At 52.1% G+C, this 14,626-nt stretch carries 7 protein-coding genes; 1 reads left to right on the forward strand and 6 read right to left on the reverse strand.

The features are described from left to right. Positions 1-192: 192 nt before the first annotated feature. The 4 genes from MHH78_RS32500 to MHH78_RS32515 all read right to left on the reverse strand — a co-directional run bounded on the left by MHH78_RS32500 (position 193) and on the right by MHH78_RS32515 (position 5,653). Positions 193-2,040 (reverse strand): N-6 DNA methylase, encoded by a 1,848-nt coding sequence (locus tag MHH78_RS32500; protein WP_341170130.1) that lies wholly within the window; start codon positions 2,038-2,040, stop codon positions 193-195. 83 nt (positions 2,041-2,123) lie between these two features. Continuing rightward, complete coding sequence (locus MHH78_RS32505; RefSeq protein ID WP_076081967.1) at positions 2,124-2,399, reverse strand: type II toxin-antitoxin system Phd/YefM family antitoxin; 276 nt, start codon at positions 2,397-2,399, stop codon at positions 2,124-2,126. Between the two features lie 47 nt (positions 2,400-2,446). Next, positions 2,447-4,621, reverse strand: a complete 2,175-nt coding sequence (gene gnpA / locus MHH78_RS32510; RefSeq protein ID WP_341170131.1) for a 1,3-beta-galactosyl-N-acetylhexosamine phosphorylase — start codon at positions 4,619-4,621, stop codon at positions 2,447-2,449. Positions 4,622-4,633: 12 nt separating this feature from the next. Then, entirely contained in the window at positions 4,634-5,653 is a 1,020-nt protein-coding gene (locus MHH78_RS32515; RefSeq protein WP_341170132.1) for a glycoside hydrolase family 88/105 protein, read from the reverse strand. A gap of 194 nt (positions 5,654-5,847) precedes the next feature. On the opposite strand from MHH78_RS32515, the gene MHH78_RS32520 reads away from it, so the two are divergent. Beyond that, the gene (locus MHH78_RS32520; RefSeq protein WP_341170133.1) at positions 5,848-6,789 is read left to right on the forward strand and encodes an AraC family transcriptional regulator; all 942 of its coding nucleotides are present in this window, start codon (positions 5,848-5,850) and stop codon (positions 6,787-6,789) included. Between the two features lie 7 nt (positions 6,790-6,796). Here MHH78_RS32520 and MHH78_RS32525 read toward each other — a convergent pair whose 3' ends face one another. Together MHH78_RS32525 and MHH78_RS32530 are read right to left on the reverse strand one after the other, a co-directional pair. Next, the gene (locus MHH78_RS32525; RefSeq protein ID WP_341170134.1) at positions 6,797-7,219 is read right to left on the reverse strand and encodes an NUDIX domain-containing protein; all 423 of its coding nucleotides are present in this window, start codon (positions 7,217-7,219) and stop codon (positions 6,797-6,799) included. Between the two features lie 431 nt (positions 7,220-7,650). Beyond that, a complete protein-coding gene (locus MHH78_RS32530; protein ID WP_341170135.1) occupies positions 7,651-14,625 on the reverse strand; it encodes an S-layer homology domain-containing protein in 6,975 nt (2,324 codons plus the stop codon). Between the last annotated feature and the right edge of the window lies 1 nt (position 14,626).

Raw genomic sequence — 14,626 nt, forward strand, 5'->3', positions numbered from 1 at the left:
ACCTCTATACTATCATATTATCCCCCTGGCGGACCCTGGCATAGGCATTCCTCCGGCAGATGATATATTACATCAGATCTTCATATTTGCGCTTCCCTCATTGCTCACATAATCAATAATATCCTGCAAATCAGTTAGTGCCAATCTCAGATACCGCAATTTATATTCTTTATCCATATGTCCCTCCCCTGATTATTTATTCATGCCGATCTGCTCCAGCAACCGCTCCCTTTCCGTTCTGAATCTCTGCTCTGTCTTTTGAAGCTGATCCTCATATTCCTGCCTATTCTCTCTAAGTTCGGCTCCCACATGGTTCATCAATTCCATTGGGAACAGGGGGACTTCAAGTTTCTCTAATTTGGACGGATTCATTAATTTAATTGTAGTCCCTGTCTGCAGACCATCGAGCATCCTGCGTCCTACTTCACTTTGTAAAAATTCATACAGCACATAAGCATTATATCGAGCCGGATTCACCCGAATAATGGATAGATTGCCGCTCACAAACGCTTCTTCGTGCTGCTCGTCTACCATTGCAAATTTGACTGCAGACCCTTTGGAAGTCATAACAATATCCCGTGGACGGATCGCATATTTATCGAGCCATTCCTTCTTTTTATACCTGATTCTTAACGCTTCATCATAGGTGATTCTTCCATCCTCAATATTTTTAATATTTAATAAAAAATGGGTGGCCGTAACCGATAGCTCCGACAACTCCTCTGTGGTTAGCTGCACCCCGCGCCTAATGGAAGCAACATCCCCAAGCTTAAAAGTTCGGCCGAGAGAATATTTCAGCACATCAAAATCCAGATATTCCTTAGGGTTAAGGCTATAGTTGTACTCCCTGATCTTTGCCAGATCAACAAATCTGCTGAAGCCCTCTTCTTCTGTACCGTTCCAGTATGCAGAAATAATCTTGGTGATTCCCTCTCCGGTAATCATGGCTTGGTTCCTGTTCAGTCTCTTAGCATACCTGCTGGCATCGATAAACAACACCTTGCCCCGCCTATCTGTCGGCTTAGACTTATTAAATATAATGAGTTCTGTACCTACTCTAGTTCTCAGATACAGGTTGTCCGGCAGAGTAATTACCGCCTCTATCCAATCCTCTTCAATAATTGCTTTGCGTATATGTACCTCGGCATGCCTAACCAACGTTCCCTTGGTTCCCGTTACGGCTGCCCGTCCCCGTTCATTTAAATGAAATAGCGCATTCTGACAATAAGCCCAATCTGCAGAGGACTTGGGAGGAAGACCATATACATATCTGGGATCATGTTGACTCTCCTGTGGATTCCACGGCATTCCGAAAGGAGCATCTGACCAGACAAAATCGGCCTTTGAAGGTTCATCTTCCCATTGAATTCTCTCCAGCACATCTTTATTTTCAATTTGAAAATAGGGAATACGATTAAGATTTAACAGCAATTTGGAAATCAAATAGTCCGCTGCATTCCGCTCTTCTCCATAATAGGAAACAGGCTCCCCCCATCCCTGAGCACGGAGATTCGTATACATTTCAATGGCAAAGCTGGATATTCCCGAACAATACTCAGCAACCGTTACAATATTCTGGAAGTCCATCAACCCGATAACCAGCTTAAGAATGCTTTCCGGCGTCTGATTCATTTCCTCACTGCCGCTGTATTTCAAAGCAATTAAATGAATGAACCTTAAGACTTCCTCTTGATCATTGAACGAAAATCCGGCAACCTTCCCAATCATTGTCTTCAGGACCCTATCAGGAATATTACATTGGAGAAAAGAGGGGACCAAGCCCGTAAGTACTCCTTGAAATTCCTTCTGCCGATGCTCGAGCCCAAACATGATTTTATCCAGGATATGAGCAATGGAGTCTGACTCTGAGAGCATTTCCCCGGCACCTTGATCATCTTCGACTTCCCGGAACTCTCTTAAATAAACAATAGTCACAAGAACCAAAATCATACGGCCTATCTGTTCATTTCTATAAAAACCTTCCAAATCCCCCGTTATCGATTCAATTAAGCACATAAATTCATTTTCTCTGCTATTCATTAATCCGCACCTCTTTTATGTATGACCATACCTAATTATTACTCTTCAAAAAAATACGCCTTAAAAAAGGCGTTTCCACTTGTTCACTTGGTCCTATTCCGAATCTGCATTCGTAAATTATCGATTACCTCGGAGTGACTATAGCGTTCCTTTGAGGTATCCGCTTCATGTTCAGCTTCTTTAAGTTTCATTATAATCTCTTGGTTCTGTTGGATATTCTCATATTGCTCAATACTCATGACTACCATATCGCCATAACCGTTTTTGGTAAGGAAGACTGGTTCCTTGCTCTCATGGACAATCCGGGAGATCTCAGAGAAATGGTTACGCAAATCGGATACAGGCCTGATCTGTGGCATATAACCCCTCCTTCTTTGCGCTATCATATCATAATTATGATAATGATTCAATTCCTCCCCATCACCCGAATCACCGTATCAAAAGCTTCCAGCTCCACAACCTGCGGACCATAGTCCGTCTCGATGGTGGTCTGCTGCGGCTGGCCGCTATTGTTGATCACAACCAAGCGCTTGCTCTGCGGATAATACGCGCACTCGGTGTAGAGATTATCCGGGAGGTAGCGGGTCTCCTCCAGCTCATTGCCGGCAAAGCGGATCAGATTCAGCAGCAGACGGGTATTCTCCCAGCTGAAGGCAAAGGACGGCAGGTAGATGCCCTTCCCTCTCCCGAAGCTATTCACAGTCAAGGCCAGCTTGCCCTCTGCCTCACGGACCACCGCAGCAGCCCCGTCGATCAGATAAATCCCGTTCTTCGGCGTGAGGCTGACGCCATCCGGTACCAGACCTGGCACCGGATGAACCTCATAGGCCCATTTGCCATGGGCTACCCTTGCGCCCGTATCCTCATCCACCCCGAGAATATGCGCCAGCCGGAAGTAATGATCGTAGCCGTCCACGGCGGAGGGTTGATTCACCCCGATCAATGCGCCGCCCTTATACACCCACTCTGTCAAGGCGTCCACTGCCTGACTGTCCTTCCAGTGGTCCCCGCCGCTCCATGCTGAACCGGCGCTGCCTGCATTGATCACTACATCCACCTCCTGCAAGATACCCTGGCGGACATCCTCGAAGTCGATGAACCGCACCTCCACCGGTAAGCCGGACAAGGCCTCATTGATATGAACCAGATCATGCATATACGTCTCATGGAAGTGGCCCGACAGGGTCCATGACCGCAGCTTGCCCCACGAGTGCAGAACAGCTACCTTAGTCTTGATGTGATAAGGCTGCCCCTGCCGGTGCAGCTCCTTGATCTCCCTGAATTCATCTGCAATCTTCTCAATATACGCACAGAAATCAGGGTAAGGCTCGACCAGATGCAGATAGCCGCCCAGGCCGATCCGGTCAACCGGCTCACGCAGCAGGGCGCGCCGGATGTTAATCCAGTATTGCTTCGCATCGAGTGTGGGATTGCCCCCTTCCATGAAGGTAGGTGCGCCGCCCAGGCCAACCGGGAACAGATACGGATGCAGCCGGATCTCATGCGTCTCTACCTTCACCCCTGAGCAGAGTCTGGCTTCATAGCCCGAGAACACGCATTTAATCATCCCGTCGAAGCCGAACTCCCCGAAGCGGTCATTGTAGGGCTCTGCGCCCACCCAGCTGTCATCGTAGAAGACATAAGCCAGCTTGCCGTGCTTATGGACAATATCAATTAACTGCTTGCCGAACCCGATGACGAAATCATTGATGAAAGCCATATAGTCGAGCTTACGCTGCTCTGCCGGAATATGACTGACACGGTATTTGCCGCCGTTCACGAAATCCTCTGCGGTCAGCGAATAGCCGTATTGCTCGGCGAACCGATCCAGGCCCAGCGCACTCACCGTGAAGTCGTAGGACCCCCAGTCCGAGAACAGATGGCGGTTCTGCCCGCTGCTGCCCCAGATCCAGGCGAAATTGTAGAACAGGGAGGTGAAGCGGACCACTGTCGTCGCCTGATGCTTCCCGCACCAGTCCTCCATCCAGTCCAGCAGGTACTGCCGGGTCCCCTTATACATCGGATCGATCTGCATCAGATGCTCTTTGTCCCAGTGATTCGTCGTGTGGTTGTACATGGAGATCTCTTCCCAGATCCGGTAGGCCATGAAGCTGACGGTATATTTATGCCAAGGCGTAATGCCGGTCAGCACCACATTGCCGGACTCCCGGTCGTAATTCCACTGCTCCCCCGGCACCTCCGCCCCGGTTGTCCGGTCGTACACCTGCCAGTACTTGAATGCCTCACGGGAATCATTCACCCTAAATTGCTCTGCGAAGAAATCCTCCAGCAGATAGATGGATATGTAATCCTGCACAGCCACCTTCGGACTCGTAATCAGGAAGGTCTGCTGCAGCTTGTCCGGGTTCCTCGCCGCCCAGCCGTTATGGTCGCGGATGATGCACAGGGTCGAATAGATGCCGTAACCGGCATTAATAATCTCTTCTGACAACTGCGTACCGTCACTGTCACGAATGACATCGGCCCCCCAGCGTTCGGCAAGCTTCAGCGTCAGTGCTTCATAACCGGCTTCCCCCGGCAGGGTAAAAGCTCCTGTGGAGCCTGTAGATAATTTCGGCAACGGGAATTCCTCCTATTTCAGCAGATCCGACAGGAACGCAAGCGCGAGGCCCTGGCCCCAGCCTTGAGTCCAGTCCTTGGGAATATGGCGGTACCCTTCACGGTCCTTCATGACGGCGGTGCCGCCCGATACGTTCAATACGCGTCCGTCTTCAGTAATGTTCTCCAGAATGCCCTTCAGGGCCTTTTGCACATATTTGGTATGCAGCGGATTTCCGTTATTCACCATGGCCGCAGCGATCCCGCAGGATGCCGATACCTCTTCATAGGACTCCTCATCGTCCAGCAGCGTACGCCACAGGCCGTCCTCCGTCTGTACCAGCTTCAACGCCGCCAGCTGATCCCGGAGCGAGCACTCCACATCCATACACTGCGGGTACAGGTACCACTCCTTAAGCAGCGGCTTCACCTGCGACATCGTATAGGCTCCCCAGGCGTTGGCCCGGCCCCAGTACAGCCCGGACATATGGTCCTGCTTCACATGGTTATAGCCGTGGAACCAGAGGCCGGTGCTGGGGTCCTGTAAATATTTGATGTGCCAGTAATGCTGGTTAAGCGCGTCCTGGATCAGCTCCTGATCCTCCAGCTTACTGCCCACACGCAGCAGGAAGAACGCAGCCATGAACAGCGTATCCGCCCAAGCCTGCTCCGGGAAGTCATTGGACACCGAGACCGTATGCTGCAGCACCTGATCCCCGAACCGCAGCGCGCTCCCCCGGATATAGCCGATTTTACTCATGACAATATCCCAGTATTTCTGGTCCCCGGTCTCTTCGTACAAGGTGATCAGCATATGGCCCATGGCACAGGTGTTGACCGTCCAGTCGGGCAGCCCCAGCTCAATATATTCATCTACCCACTTCACCAGCTGGTCCAGGTACTCCTGGTTCCCCGTGGTCTGGTAGGCTCTGGACACCCCATAATAGGCAACGCCGCAAGGCCACTCCCATGTTAAATCCATCGCCAGTGTCTTCCTTGCCACTTTATCGATTACGCTTAAGATTTCTTCCCGGTTATATTTAACTTGAAGCATGTGTATTCCCCTCTCCTGTTCCCTGCGTCTCTGAAGGCAGCTATTATCCGTCCATCCGTTTGGAAGCGCTTTACAGAATCTATTGTAAGCAGTAAAATGTTCTACATCTAAGCACATTCACATCAAAACTGCGCAGTTTCGACCCTTTATTCTACATTCCTATTCTAACGCAAGAAGGACAGGAGCTGTTGAAGATGCCCAGAAAAAAGAAACCCGTCATTGAGTACCGCCACTACAGCCTGCCGATCCATTTCCCTGTCCTGCTGCTCAGCGGCGAACGCTGGAAGATCTCTGACATCAAGAGCGAGCACCTGCATTTCCACAACCACCTGGAGATCGGGATCTGCTATTCAGATAGCGGGATTATGGAGATTAAGGGCGAGAACGTGCCTTTTGCCGCCGGGGATGTGACCTTCCTGCCGCGGTATCTGCCCCATACGACGTACAGTTCACCGGGAGAGGCCAGTCTGTGGTCCTATCTGTTTTTCTCGCCGGAGGATCTGTTTCAGCATTCCTTCAAGAGTGCCTACGCTGGCTTCGAGCCGAATCTCTGGGCAGTGCAGGGCAGGAACTGTATTCTGAGCAGGGAAAAGCACCCCCTAGTCTATACGCTGGCTACCTCCATCGTCCTCGAATTGCAGCAGCAGAAGCCTTACTATCAGGAGAGTGCGTACGGCTTATTGCTGTCCCTGTACATTGAGCTGCTCCGCATTCATTCTACGAACGAAGCCTTGAGCGGCCAGGAGGCCGGGCATACGCTCCTCGGTGACTTCGCTATCGCCCCCGCGCTGGAGTATATCACCCGCAACTATATGGCGCCGATGACCATCGATGACCTGGCCGGGCTGTGCCACTTGAGCACCACCCATTTCCGCCGAAAATTCCATGATACGATGGGCACCGCCCCCCTGGATTTCCTGAGCAGCACCCGGATTGAGGAAGCCTGCAAGCAGCTTAAGAGCACCGAGGATTCAATTCTGGAGATCTCGGAGAAGGTCGGCTTCCACTCCATCTCCAGCTTCAACCGCTGCTTCTCCAAGCTGATGGGCGTCCCGCCCAAGGAATGGCGCAAGGGTGCGCAGTCGGAGGCGCAATCGGCGAAGGCGAGTATTCTGGAGTTCACGGGGTGGGTGTGAGGGCAGGTTATTTTCTTGCCAGTGCTACTCTTCTTATGCTTTCTTTGGTCCAGGGAGGGGTCAGGGGATGATCCATGATTTCCTCTTGGGTCATCCAATGTACGGCTTCCACTTCATCAGGACTCCGGGTGGTTGCTGTACCACTCTCGTATTCACATAGGAAGACCATATTGATGACATGACGCCCATCCTCAGTTACGAAAGAGGAGCTATACACAAAAGTAACCGCATCCTTGATCACAATGCCAACCTCCTCATCGCATTCGCGCTTCACCGTCCGTTCGAGGATTTCGAGCGTGTTGCCCTCAATATCCACTTTTCCCCCTACAAGAGCCAGAGTTCCTCCTGCATGCTCTTCTTTGGTACTCCGTGTAATCACAAGCCACTTATCTTCCTTACAGATTGCTGCTTCTACGTTAACAATGAACATACCGCCATGCCCCTCTCCTGAAAATTCTGTTAAAGCCAATTATAGCAAATACCAGACCTCATATAGCAAATACAAGGCTTCCAATCGCCCGGGTAATCAGCAAGTGGACAAATGTATCTTAATTTATCGCTTTCTGGCGATTGTACGCAAACAGGTGGAAAAACAACAACTAATTCAAGTGATTGTGCCAATTCCGCTGAATTGTGATTCAATAAGTAACATTTATCCAACTACTGTCCCTTCAGGACTCGTCCGCTCTACAGCAAGTGTTTAAAATCCAACTGCTTCCGCGCAGCACCCCGCCCCTCCCAGCTCGAAATCCCCCTATTATTGGGTACACGCTAAATGCCAAAATTCTAACGCCAAAAAAAAGCGAATTCAGCCTATGACTGAATCCGCTTTTTCTGGTTTGCCCAGTTTAATTCATACTATTAATCAATCAGCTCTGACTTCTGGAGCAGACGCTGGATCAGCACCGCCACTTCTGCGCGGGTAACGTTGGCTTTGGCCTCCAGCTTATTGCCGCCGCGGCCGGTGATTAAGCCGGCGGATGCTGCGAGCGCCAGACTGTCCTTCGCCCAGGTGCCAATGCGGCCTGCATCTGTGAAGGCTGCAAGCACACCAGCGGTGGCCACTGTGCCGGTCTGTTCTGCGAGACCGGTCAGCTTCATCGCCTTAGCGATGATGTTCATGGCCTGCTCGCGTGTGATCCGGTCACCGGGACGGAAGCTTCCATCCTCGAAGCCGGTAATCAGACCCGCCCCGGAGGCTGTTCCGACTGCTCCTGCATACCAGCTATTCGCCGGAACATCTGCGAATTTCGCAGCTCCCTCTCCAAGCTTCAGGCCCAGACCGCGTACGATGATCGCTGCGAATTCTGCACGGGTGATGTCAGCGTTCGGGTTGAACGTGGATTCGTTCACCCCGTTAATGACCAGACGGGAGCCCATGTCATTCACTGCATTCTTCGCCCAATGCTTCTCCACATCCGCGAACGTCAGCGGATGCCAGACCACCGAATAGGTGCTGTTCGTCAAACTGTTGATCTCTGCGTAGTATTTACCATCCTTCTGGATGATTCTGGTCGGTACATGACGCACCGTTCCATCCGGATCAACAACGATACCAGTTGTAAGCCGGTTCGGGTTAACCCCCTGCGGAAGCGCTACTGTCCGCGATACATATGCATTGAACCGGCTCACCTCTACTGTTGAGGTTCCGAAAGAAGCAGTAACTGTGAAATCCAGGATAGGCGCTGCAAGGGTCAAGCCGCCCCTGCTTGCCGCAGCGGTGACCACCTGATTCATGGCAGCCGAAGCATCACCAATGGTAATTCTCAGCGTAATGTCCTCCAGCTTAGCCCCGTTACCTAATCTTGCGGCCAGTGCGCCGATGTTAATCTCGGATGCAGGCAACGTATAGCTGCCCTTGCTGGTCTGAAGCACCAGGGTGGCCGCCACATTCTCCATATTCTTGATCATCTGGCCGCTCAATTCGCCGGCAATCACATTCGAATCCAGCATCATCGGGATAGTTACTACAGCTCCGTTCCCCTCGGCATCCAGCTTCGCCTGCAGTCTGGCCGGATCTACCGCGATGGTCGTCGTTCTAAGGTTACCGGAGATCGTGGTCGTTGCTTTGCCCGCGTTCTCCTCCTTGCCGTTCACAAGGACAATCACATCGGTAACCGTACTGGCCGCATTCCCGGAAGGGGTCCCGCTGTTCGGGTTACTTCCGCTGCCCGGGCTGACCGGATCGGGAGTCGGCGTTACGGGAGTAGTCACTGCAACTACTGCAATGACGCTGCCGTATTTTACCACCATATCTTCAGCATCTACCTCAGCAATGCCAATTGTATCCCCATCGGCTGCCGGAATCAGCCCTTCACTGCCTACAAGCGTGTATCCGGTCAGAAGGTCTCCCACATTCGGCACGATGATGCTGCCAGAACCAAAGTTCTTATACAGCAGCTTATGTCCATCAGCCGGTGCAGGGGTAACCTTGATTTGTGTATAGCCGTTACTCTCTGCACCACCCGGATCACTGGCATTCACAGCCAAGCCCCCGGCCGGGATCAAGACATTCGTTGTAAAAGTCAGCGCAGTTGCCGGTCCCGCCGGAACCGATCCGCTCGCCGCCACCCGTACCTTTACGGCATGCTCGCCGCTGAGGTCCGGCAGGTTCGTTCCGTCATAACGTACGAAGGGTCCGTCATCCACGGAGAATTCCATGCTGGTGTTCAGGCCCACAATCGTATTATTCAGATCATCCGCCACCACTTCTGGAGCCGCCGGGATCACGGCATCTGAGTCATGAACGGTCACCTGAGCAATAGCAGAAGCAAAGTCCGTTGACGTAGCTTTCACCCGCACATAATACGTGCCTGGTGCAAGACCGGTAATCGTAGTGTCTGTAACTTCTGTCCAAGCCCCTGTGTTCCCCATCTGGTATTCCATCTGGACGGTCAAATTCTGCAGTGTTCCGTCATTGGCTCCGTTATAGGTCACATCCGTGACACTCACACCCACCGGAGCGGCCTGGCGCGCGGGAACACTTAATATTTGCGCATCACTATCGGTGGTGGTCACCCCGTCGCCCGTCTTCACGATATTCAGCACGCTTCCCAGCCAACTGCTGTCTAGCGGTAGCGTTCCATCTGTGGCGGCCGTTACAGCCATACCATTTACGGTGTATACCCCTTCTGGAATCAGACCTGTCAATCGCTCAGCGGTGTAATCAATCACCGCCGCGGGCGTTACTTCCGCCGCTGATGCAAATGATGTCACCGTCACTTCCACCGCAGCTGAGCTGAAGGCAGTTGCTGTCGCCTTCGTGCGGACTTCATAGACGCCTGGTGCAAGGCCTGTGACGGTGGTGCCTGTAACATCTGTCCATGGGCCTGCTGTACCTTTTCTGTACTCCATGGCGGTTGTCACATTCGTGAGCGTGCCGTCCTTTGCTTGAATCGCCGTTTCGTCTGTTGAAGCTACATCCGCAGGTGCTGCCGGACGGGCTGGAATAGTCAAGCTCTGCGCCGCACTGTCAACGGTTGTGGACGCATTCCCCTGCTTCACAAGACTAAGGGAGCTGCCCAGCCAGCCGTCATCCAGTGCCAGCTTGCCGTCTGCATCCGCTGTTACCGTTAACGAACCATTTAGTATATACATACCGTTCGCCGTCAGACCGCTCAACTGCTCAGCTTCGTAGTCAATGACCGCTGCTGGTGTGGCTTCCGGAGTAGGCACGTAGGCACTCACCGTGACAGCTTGTGCTTCCGAGGCAAAAGCTGTCACCGTACCCTTCGTACGGACATAGTACGTATCCGGCGCCAACCCGCTTACGCTGGTGCCTGGAACATCTGTCCATGCGCCTGCTGTACCTTTTTTATACTCCATGGCTGTTGTCATATTCGTAAGCGTACCGTTCTTCGCGTTAATCGCCGTCTCATCCGTTGCCGCTACTCCGGCAGGCGCTGCCGGACGAACAGGAATAGTCAAGGTCTGCGCCCCACTGTCAATGGTCGTTGACGCATTCCCCTGCTTCACAAGGCTAAGGGAGCTGCCCAGCCAGCCGTTATCCAGTACCAGCTTGCCGTCTGCATCCGCTGTTACCGTTAACGAACCATTTAGTATATACATACCGTTTGCCGTCAGACCGCTCAACTGCTCAGCTTCGTAGTCAATGACCGCTGCTGGTGTGGCTTCCGGTATCGCTACATACGCTACCACATTCACGCTGTGTGCTTCCGAAGCAAAAGCCGTCAAAGTCGCCTTGGTCTGGACGAAATACGTACCGGGAGCAAGCCCCGACACTGTTGTGCCCGTCACATCCGTCCATGCGCCTGCGGCACCTTGCTTGTACTCCATGGCCGGAGTCACATTCGTAAGCGTACCGTTCTTCGCGTTAATCGCCGTCTCATCCGTTGCCGTAACTCCCGCAGGTGCTGCCGGACGGGCAGGAATAGTCACGGTCTGCGCCGCACTGTCAATGGTCGTTGACGCATTTCCCTGCTTCACAAGGCTCAGAGAAGTTCCGAGCCAAGAGCTGTCCAGTGCCAGCTTGCCCGCCGCATCCGCGTGTATCGATAACGTGCCATTCACCGTATAGAGACCATTCGCCATCAGACCGCTCAGTTGCTCGGCTGCGTAGTCGATCACCGCTGCCGGGGTTGGCTCTGCTAATGGCACATAAGCATTCACCGTTACACTATGCGCTTCCGATACAAAAGACGACGCCGTCAATCTCACACGGACCTCGTACGTACCCGGAGCAAGCCCCGTCACCGTTGTACCGGTCACATCCGTCCATGTTCCCAATGCGCCTTGCTTATACTCCATCGCAGCAGTCACATTCGTAAGTGTACCGTTGTTCGCCTCTATTCCCATTTCATCCGTTGCCGTCACACCTGTTGGTGTCGCCGGACGGGATGGAATGCTCAGCACCTGCGCCGCACTGTCTACGGTTGTCGAAGCATTCCCCTGCTTTACAATACTCAGGGACTCTCCCAGCCAGCTTTGCTCCAGCGCAAGCGTACCATCCGCCGTCGCCGTTACCGCCGTACCGTTCACGGTATAAGCGCCATTCGCCGTCAGACCGCTCAGTTGCTCGGCTGCGTAGTCGATCACTGCTGCCGGGGTTGGCTCCAGCGCTGGCTTGAACAGCGATACGTTTGCCGTCAGCGGTGAACCGCTGACTGTGTATCCGCTTGGCGAATTCACAGCCACGGATACATCGCCCTCGGCGGTCACTGAAGTAAGTGCAAGGCTCCAGGCCGTCCCCGATCCGGTCAAGGAACCTTTTACCGCAGAGCCTGTGCCGTCTGTAATCGTGATATCGTCTGCCGTCAGTCCGGTAATCGCAGCATCAAAAGTCAGATCAATCTTCGTTGATGTCGTTGTTCCCGGCACACCGTCCGCTACAGCCGATTGCAGCACTACCGGGACTGTAGGTCCGGGGACATACTCATACGCTCCGATATCTACCGTTCCACCATAAATACGCGCTCCTCCCGCCAGATCCAGGGCTCCAGCTGTTTTCGTGTTATCCCCCTGATCAATTGCCGATACAGCAGAGCCCTTCAGACTGAAGTTGCCGCCAGCCGCATCAACAAACGGATCGCCGGAAATGACATTACTCCCGCTCTGCACAAGGGTATCGTTATTATAATTGTAGAATAATTCCTCCAAAGTGCCTGCCGTAGCGGCCTCCAGCTTGTTACTAATCAGCACATTATTGTAAATATCGAGTGAGCTGGAGCCGGGGGAACTGGACACAGCATACATTGCCGGACCATAAGATGCCCCCGTCCCGGTATTGTTCACATGGTTGTTATAGAATGTATTATTCCAGACCTTCAGATGCGGATCTAACATTACACCGATGGCCGATCCGTAGGAATCTTCTGTAGAATTACTGTTTGAGCGATTATTAGCAAACAGAGAATTGCTGATTACGCCATCCATATAACTATTGTAGTATAGCGCAGCCCCCTGAGTTGTTTCAGTTGTGGCGGTAGCTGTGAGTACATTATCTGTGAATACTACCCGGTCAAGATCGACTTTGTATGGAGCAGTAAGTGCCGCTAGAGAGGCGATCGCGCCGGTCTTCTTATACGTCATTGTATTTGCTTCAAAGATTACGTTATTTAGTTGAATGCTGCTATAGAGATTGCCGCCGACTCCCAGCGCAGAGCCGAAGGAATCATACTTGCCGCTGCTGTCGGTGATATCAAAGCCAGTCAGACGGATATCCGACATTTCGAATACCCCCGAACCGGTGGCCAGAATGCCCCGGTGTCCATTGCCGTTAATCGTTATGGCCGGATGACCCGTTGCATCCTGCAAGCCGGTAAGCTTGAAGCCGCCGGATGAAGCGTCGCCGATGGTCGTACCTTTCCAGTCCTGATCATTCCAGCCCGTCAGATCCGACTGAAGCGTAATCGTCTGGCCCGCAAGCGAAGGGTCGAAATCAACCTGCCCGCCGCTGACTGCCCCCGCCTGTTCAATGGCCCAGCGCAGCGAACCCGCACCGCTGTCATTCGTATTGGTCACCGTAAACACATGATTGCCTTGAGGCGGGGCTCCATTATCAAACAGCTTGCCGGTTATCCTGTAATGGCTGGCATCCGTATTATCTGTTTTGATGAAGACAACTTTATCGCCGAAGGCGGGATACAAAGAGAATTTCGGATAATATTCCACAGCGTACATCCAGCTCTGCTCATCATACCCCTGCATAACCACCGGAGCGGAATCGACCGGTTGAGCCGAGGTAAGGATCAGATTCCCGTCATAGCCATAATAATTCAGGTAAGCATACTGGGTCCCTGACCAATCCTTACCATTGTAGTACGCATCGTTGATGGCATCATTTGACGCAGAATCCGTACTTACGGTTACGAACCCCGGCAACGCACCGCTCCTGTACACAGCAGCTGAAGCCTCACCCATATAGCCGTTTACCGTAAATCCTCCTTGGCTCGTTCCAGCGTTATCATATAAGGAAACTTCGGAGCTTCCCGTTTGCCAGTGATATTGGCTGAACATGAAATTCCCGTTGTTCAGCGTAGACAGATATAGCTGTTTCTCATCTGTTCTGGCGCCAACAGTAATTGTATTTAAGAGCGCTCCATTATTGCTGAACAGCTTCAGATATATATTATCGTTCGGGCTTCCTGAATTATATGCAACCATATATACGCCGTCACCAGCGGATACATAGGACATGCTCGCATTAGCATCTACCAGAAGCGTTTCGCTTGATACAGGTGTACCCGCAGCGGTGAACACACGGGTAGCCGTGCTTACATTGTCATTTCTTTGCCAGGAAAAAGCTATATTCCCGTCGGATAACTCCGTCGCAGATACATTGCGCGTAAGCTGCGGAAGAGTTCCGTCGCTGAATGTATTGAGCTTAGTCTGAGCGGTAACTTTCTGTCCCGCCTTGTTAAGCACCATGAAATAGGCAATCGGAGTACTCTCCGTAACTGTTCCTAATTGCACATTGTTTTCGTTGGCATCGCTTTTATAGTACGAAATCAATAGATTCCCGTTATTTAGCGGAAGCATAGTTACATCCGTCATTTTGTAATAGGTATCCATTAAGCTGTTCAGGTTAACGTCCGTTACAAGCGTTCCTGAGCTGTTGTACACCCTCAAGTAATTAGATATGATATACGAATTTCCTTGATATACGAATGAGTTCAACAGAACGGCTATACTTCCATCCTGAAGACCTTGGGCAGCTGAAATACTCTTGCCTGTGGTGCCCGTAGCAGGAGGCTCAATTACAAAATCAGCCGCTTCATTGAATGACGGCACCGCCGCATAAGCACGGAGTGACATCATGGGCAGCAGCCCGATCACCAATACCAGAGCCAGTCCGATCTTCCCCATTTTCTTAAACATC

Source organism: Paenibacillus sp. FSL H3-0333 (assembly GCF_038002805.1).
GTDB classification, from domain to species: Bacteria; Bacillota; Bacilli; order Paenibacillales; family Paenibacillaceae; genus Paenibacillus_AQ; species Paenibacillus_AQ silagei.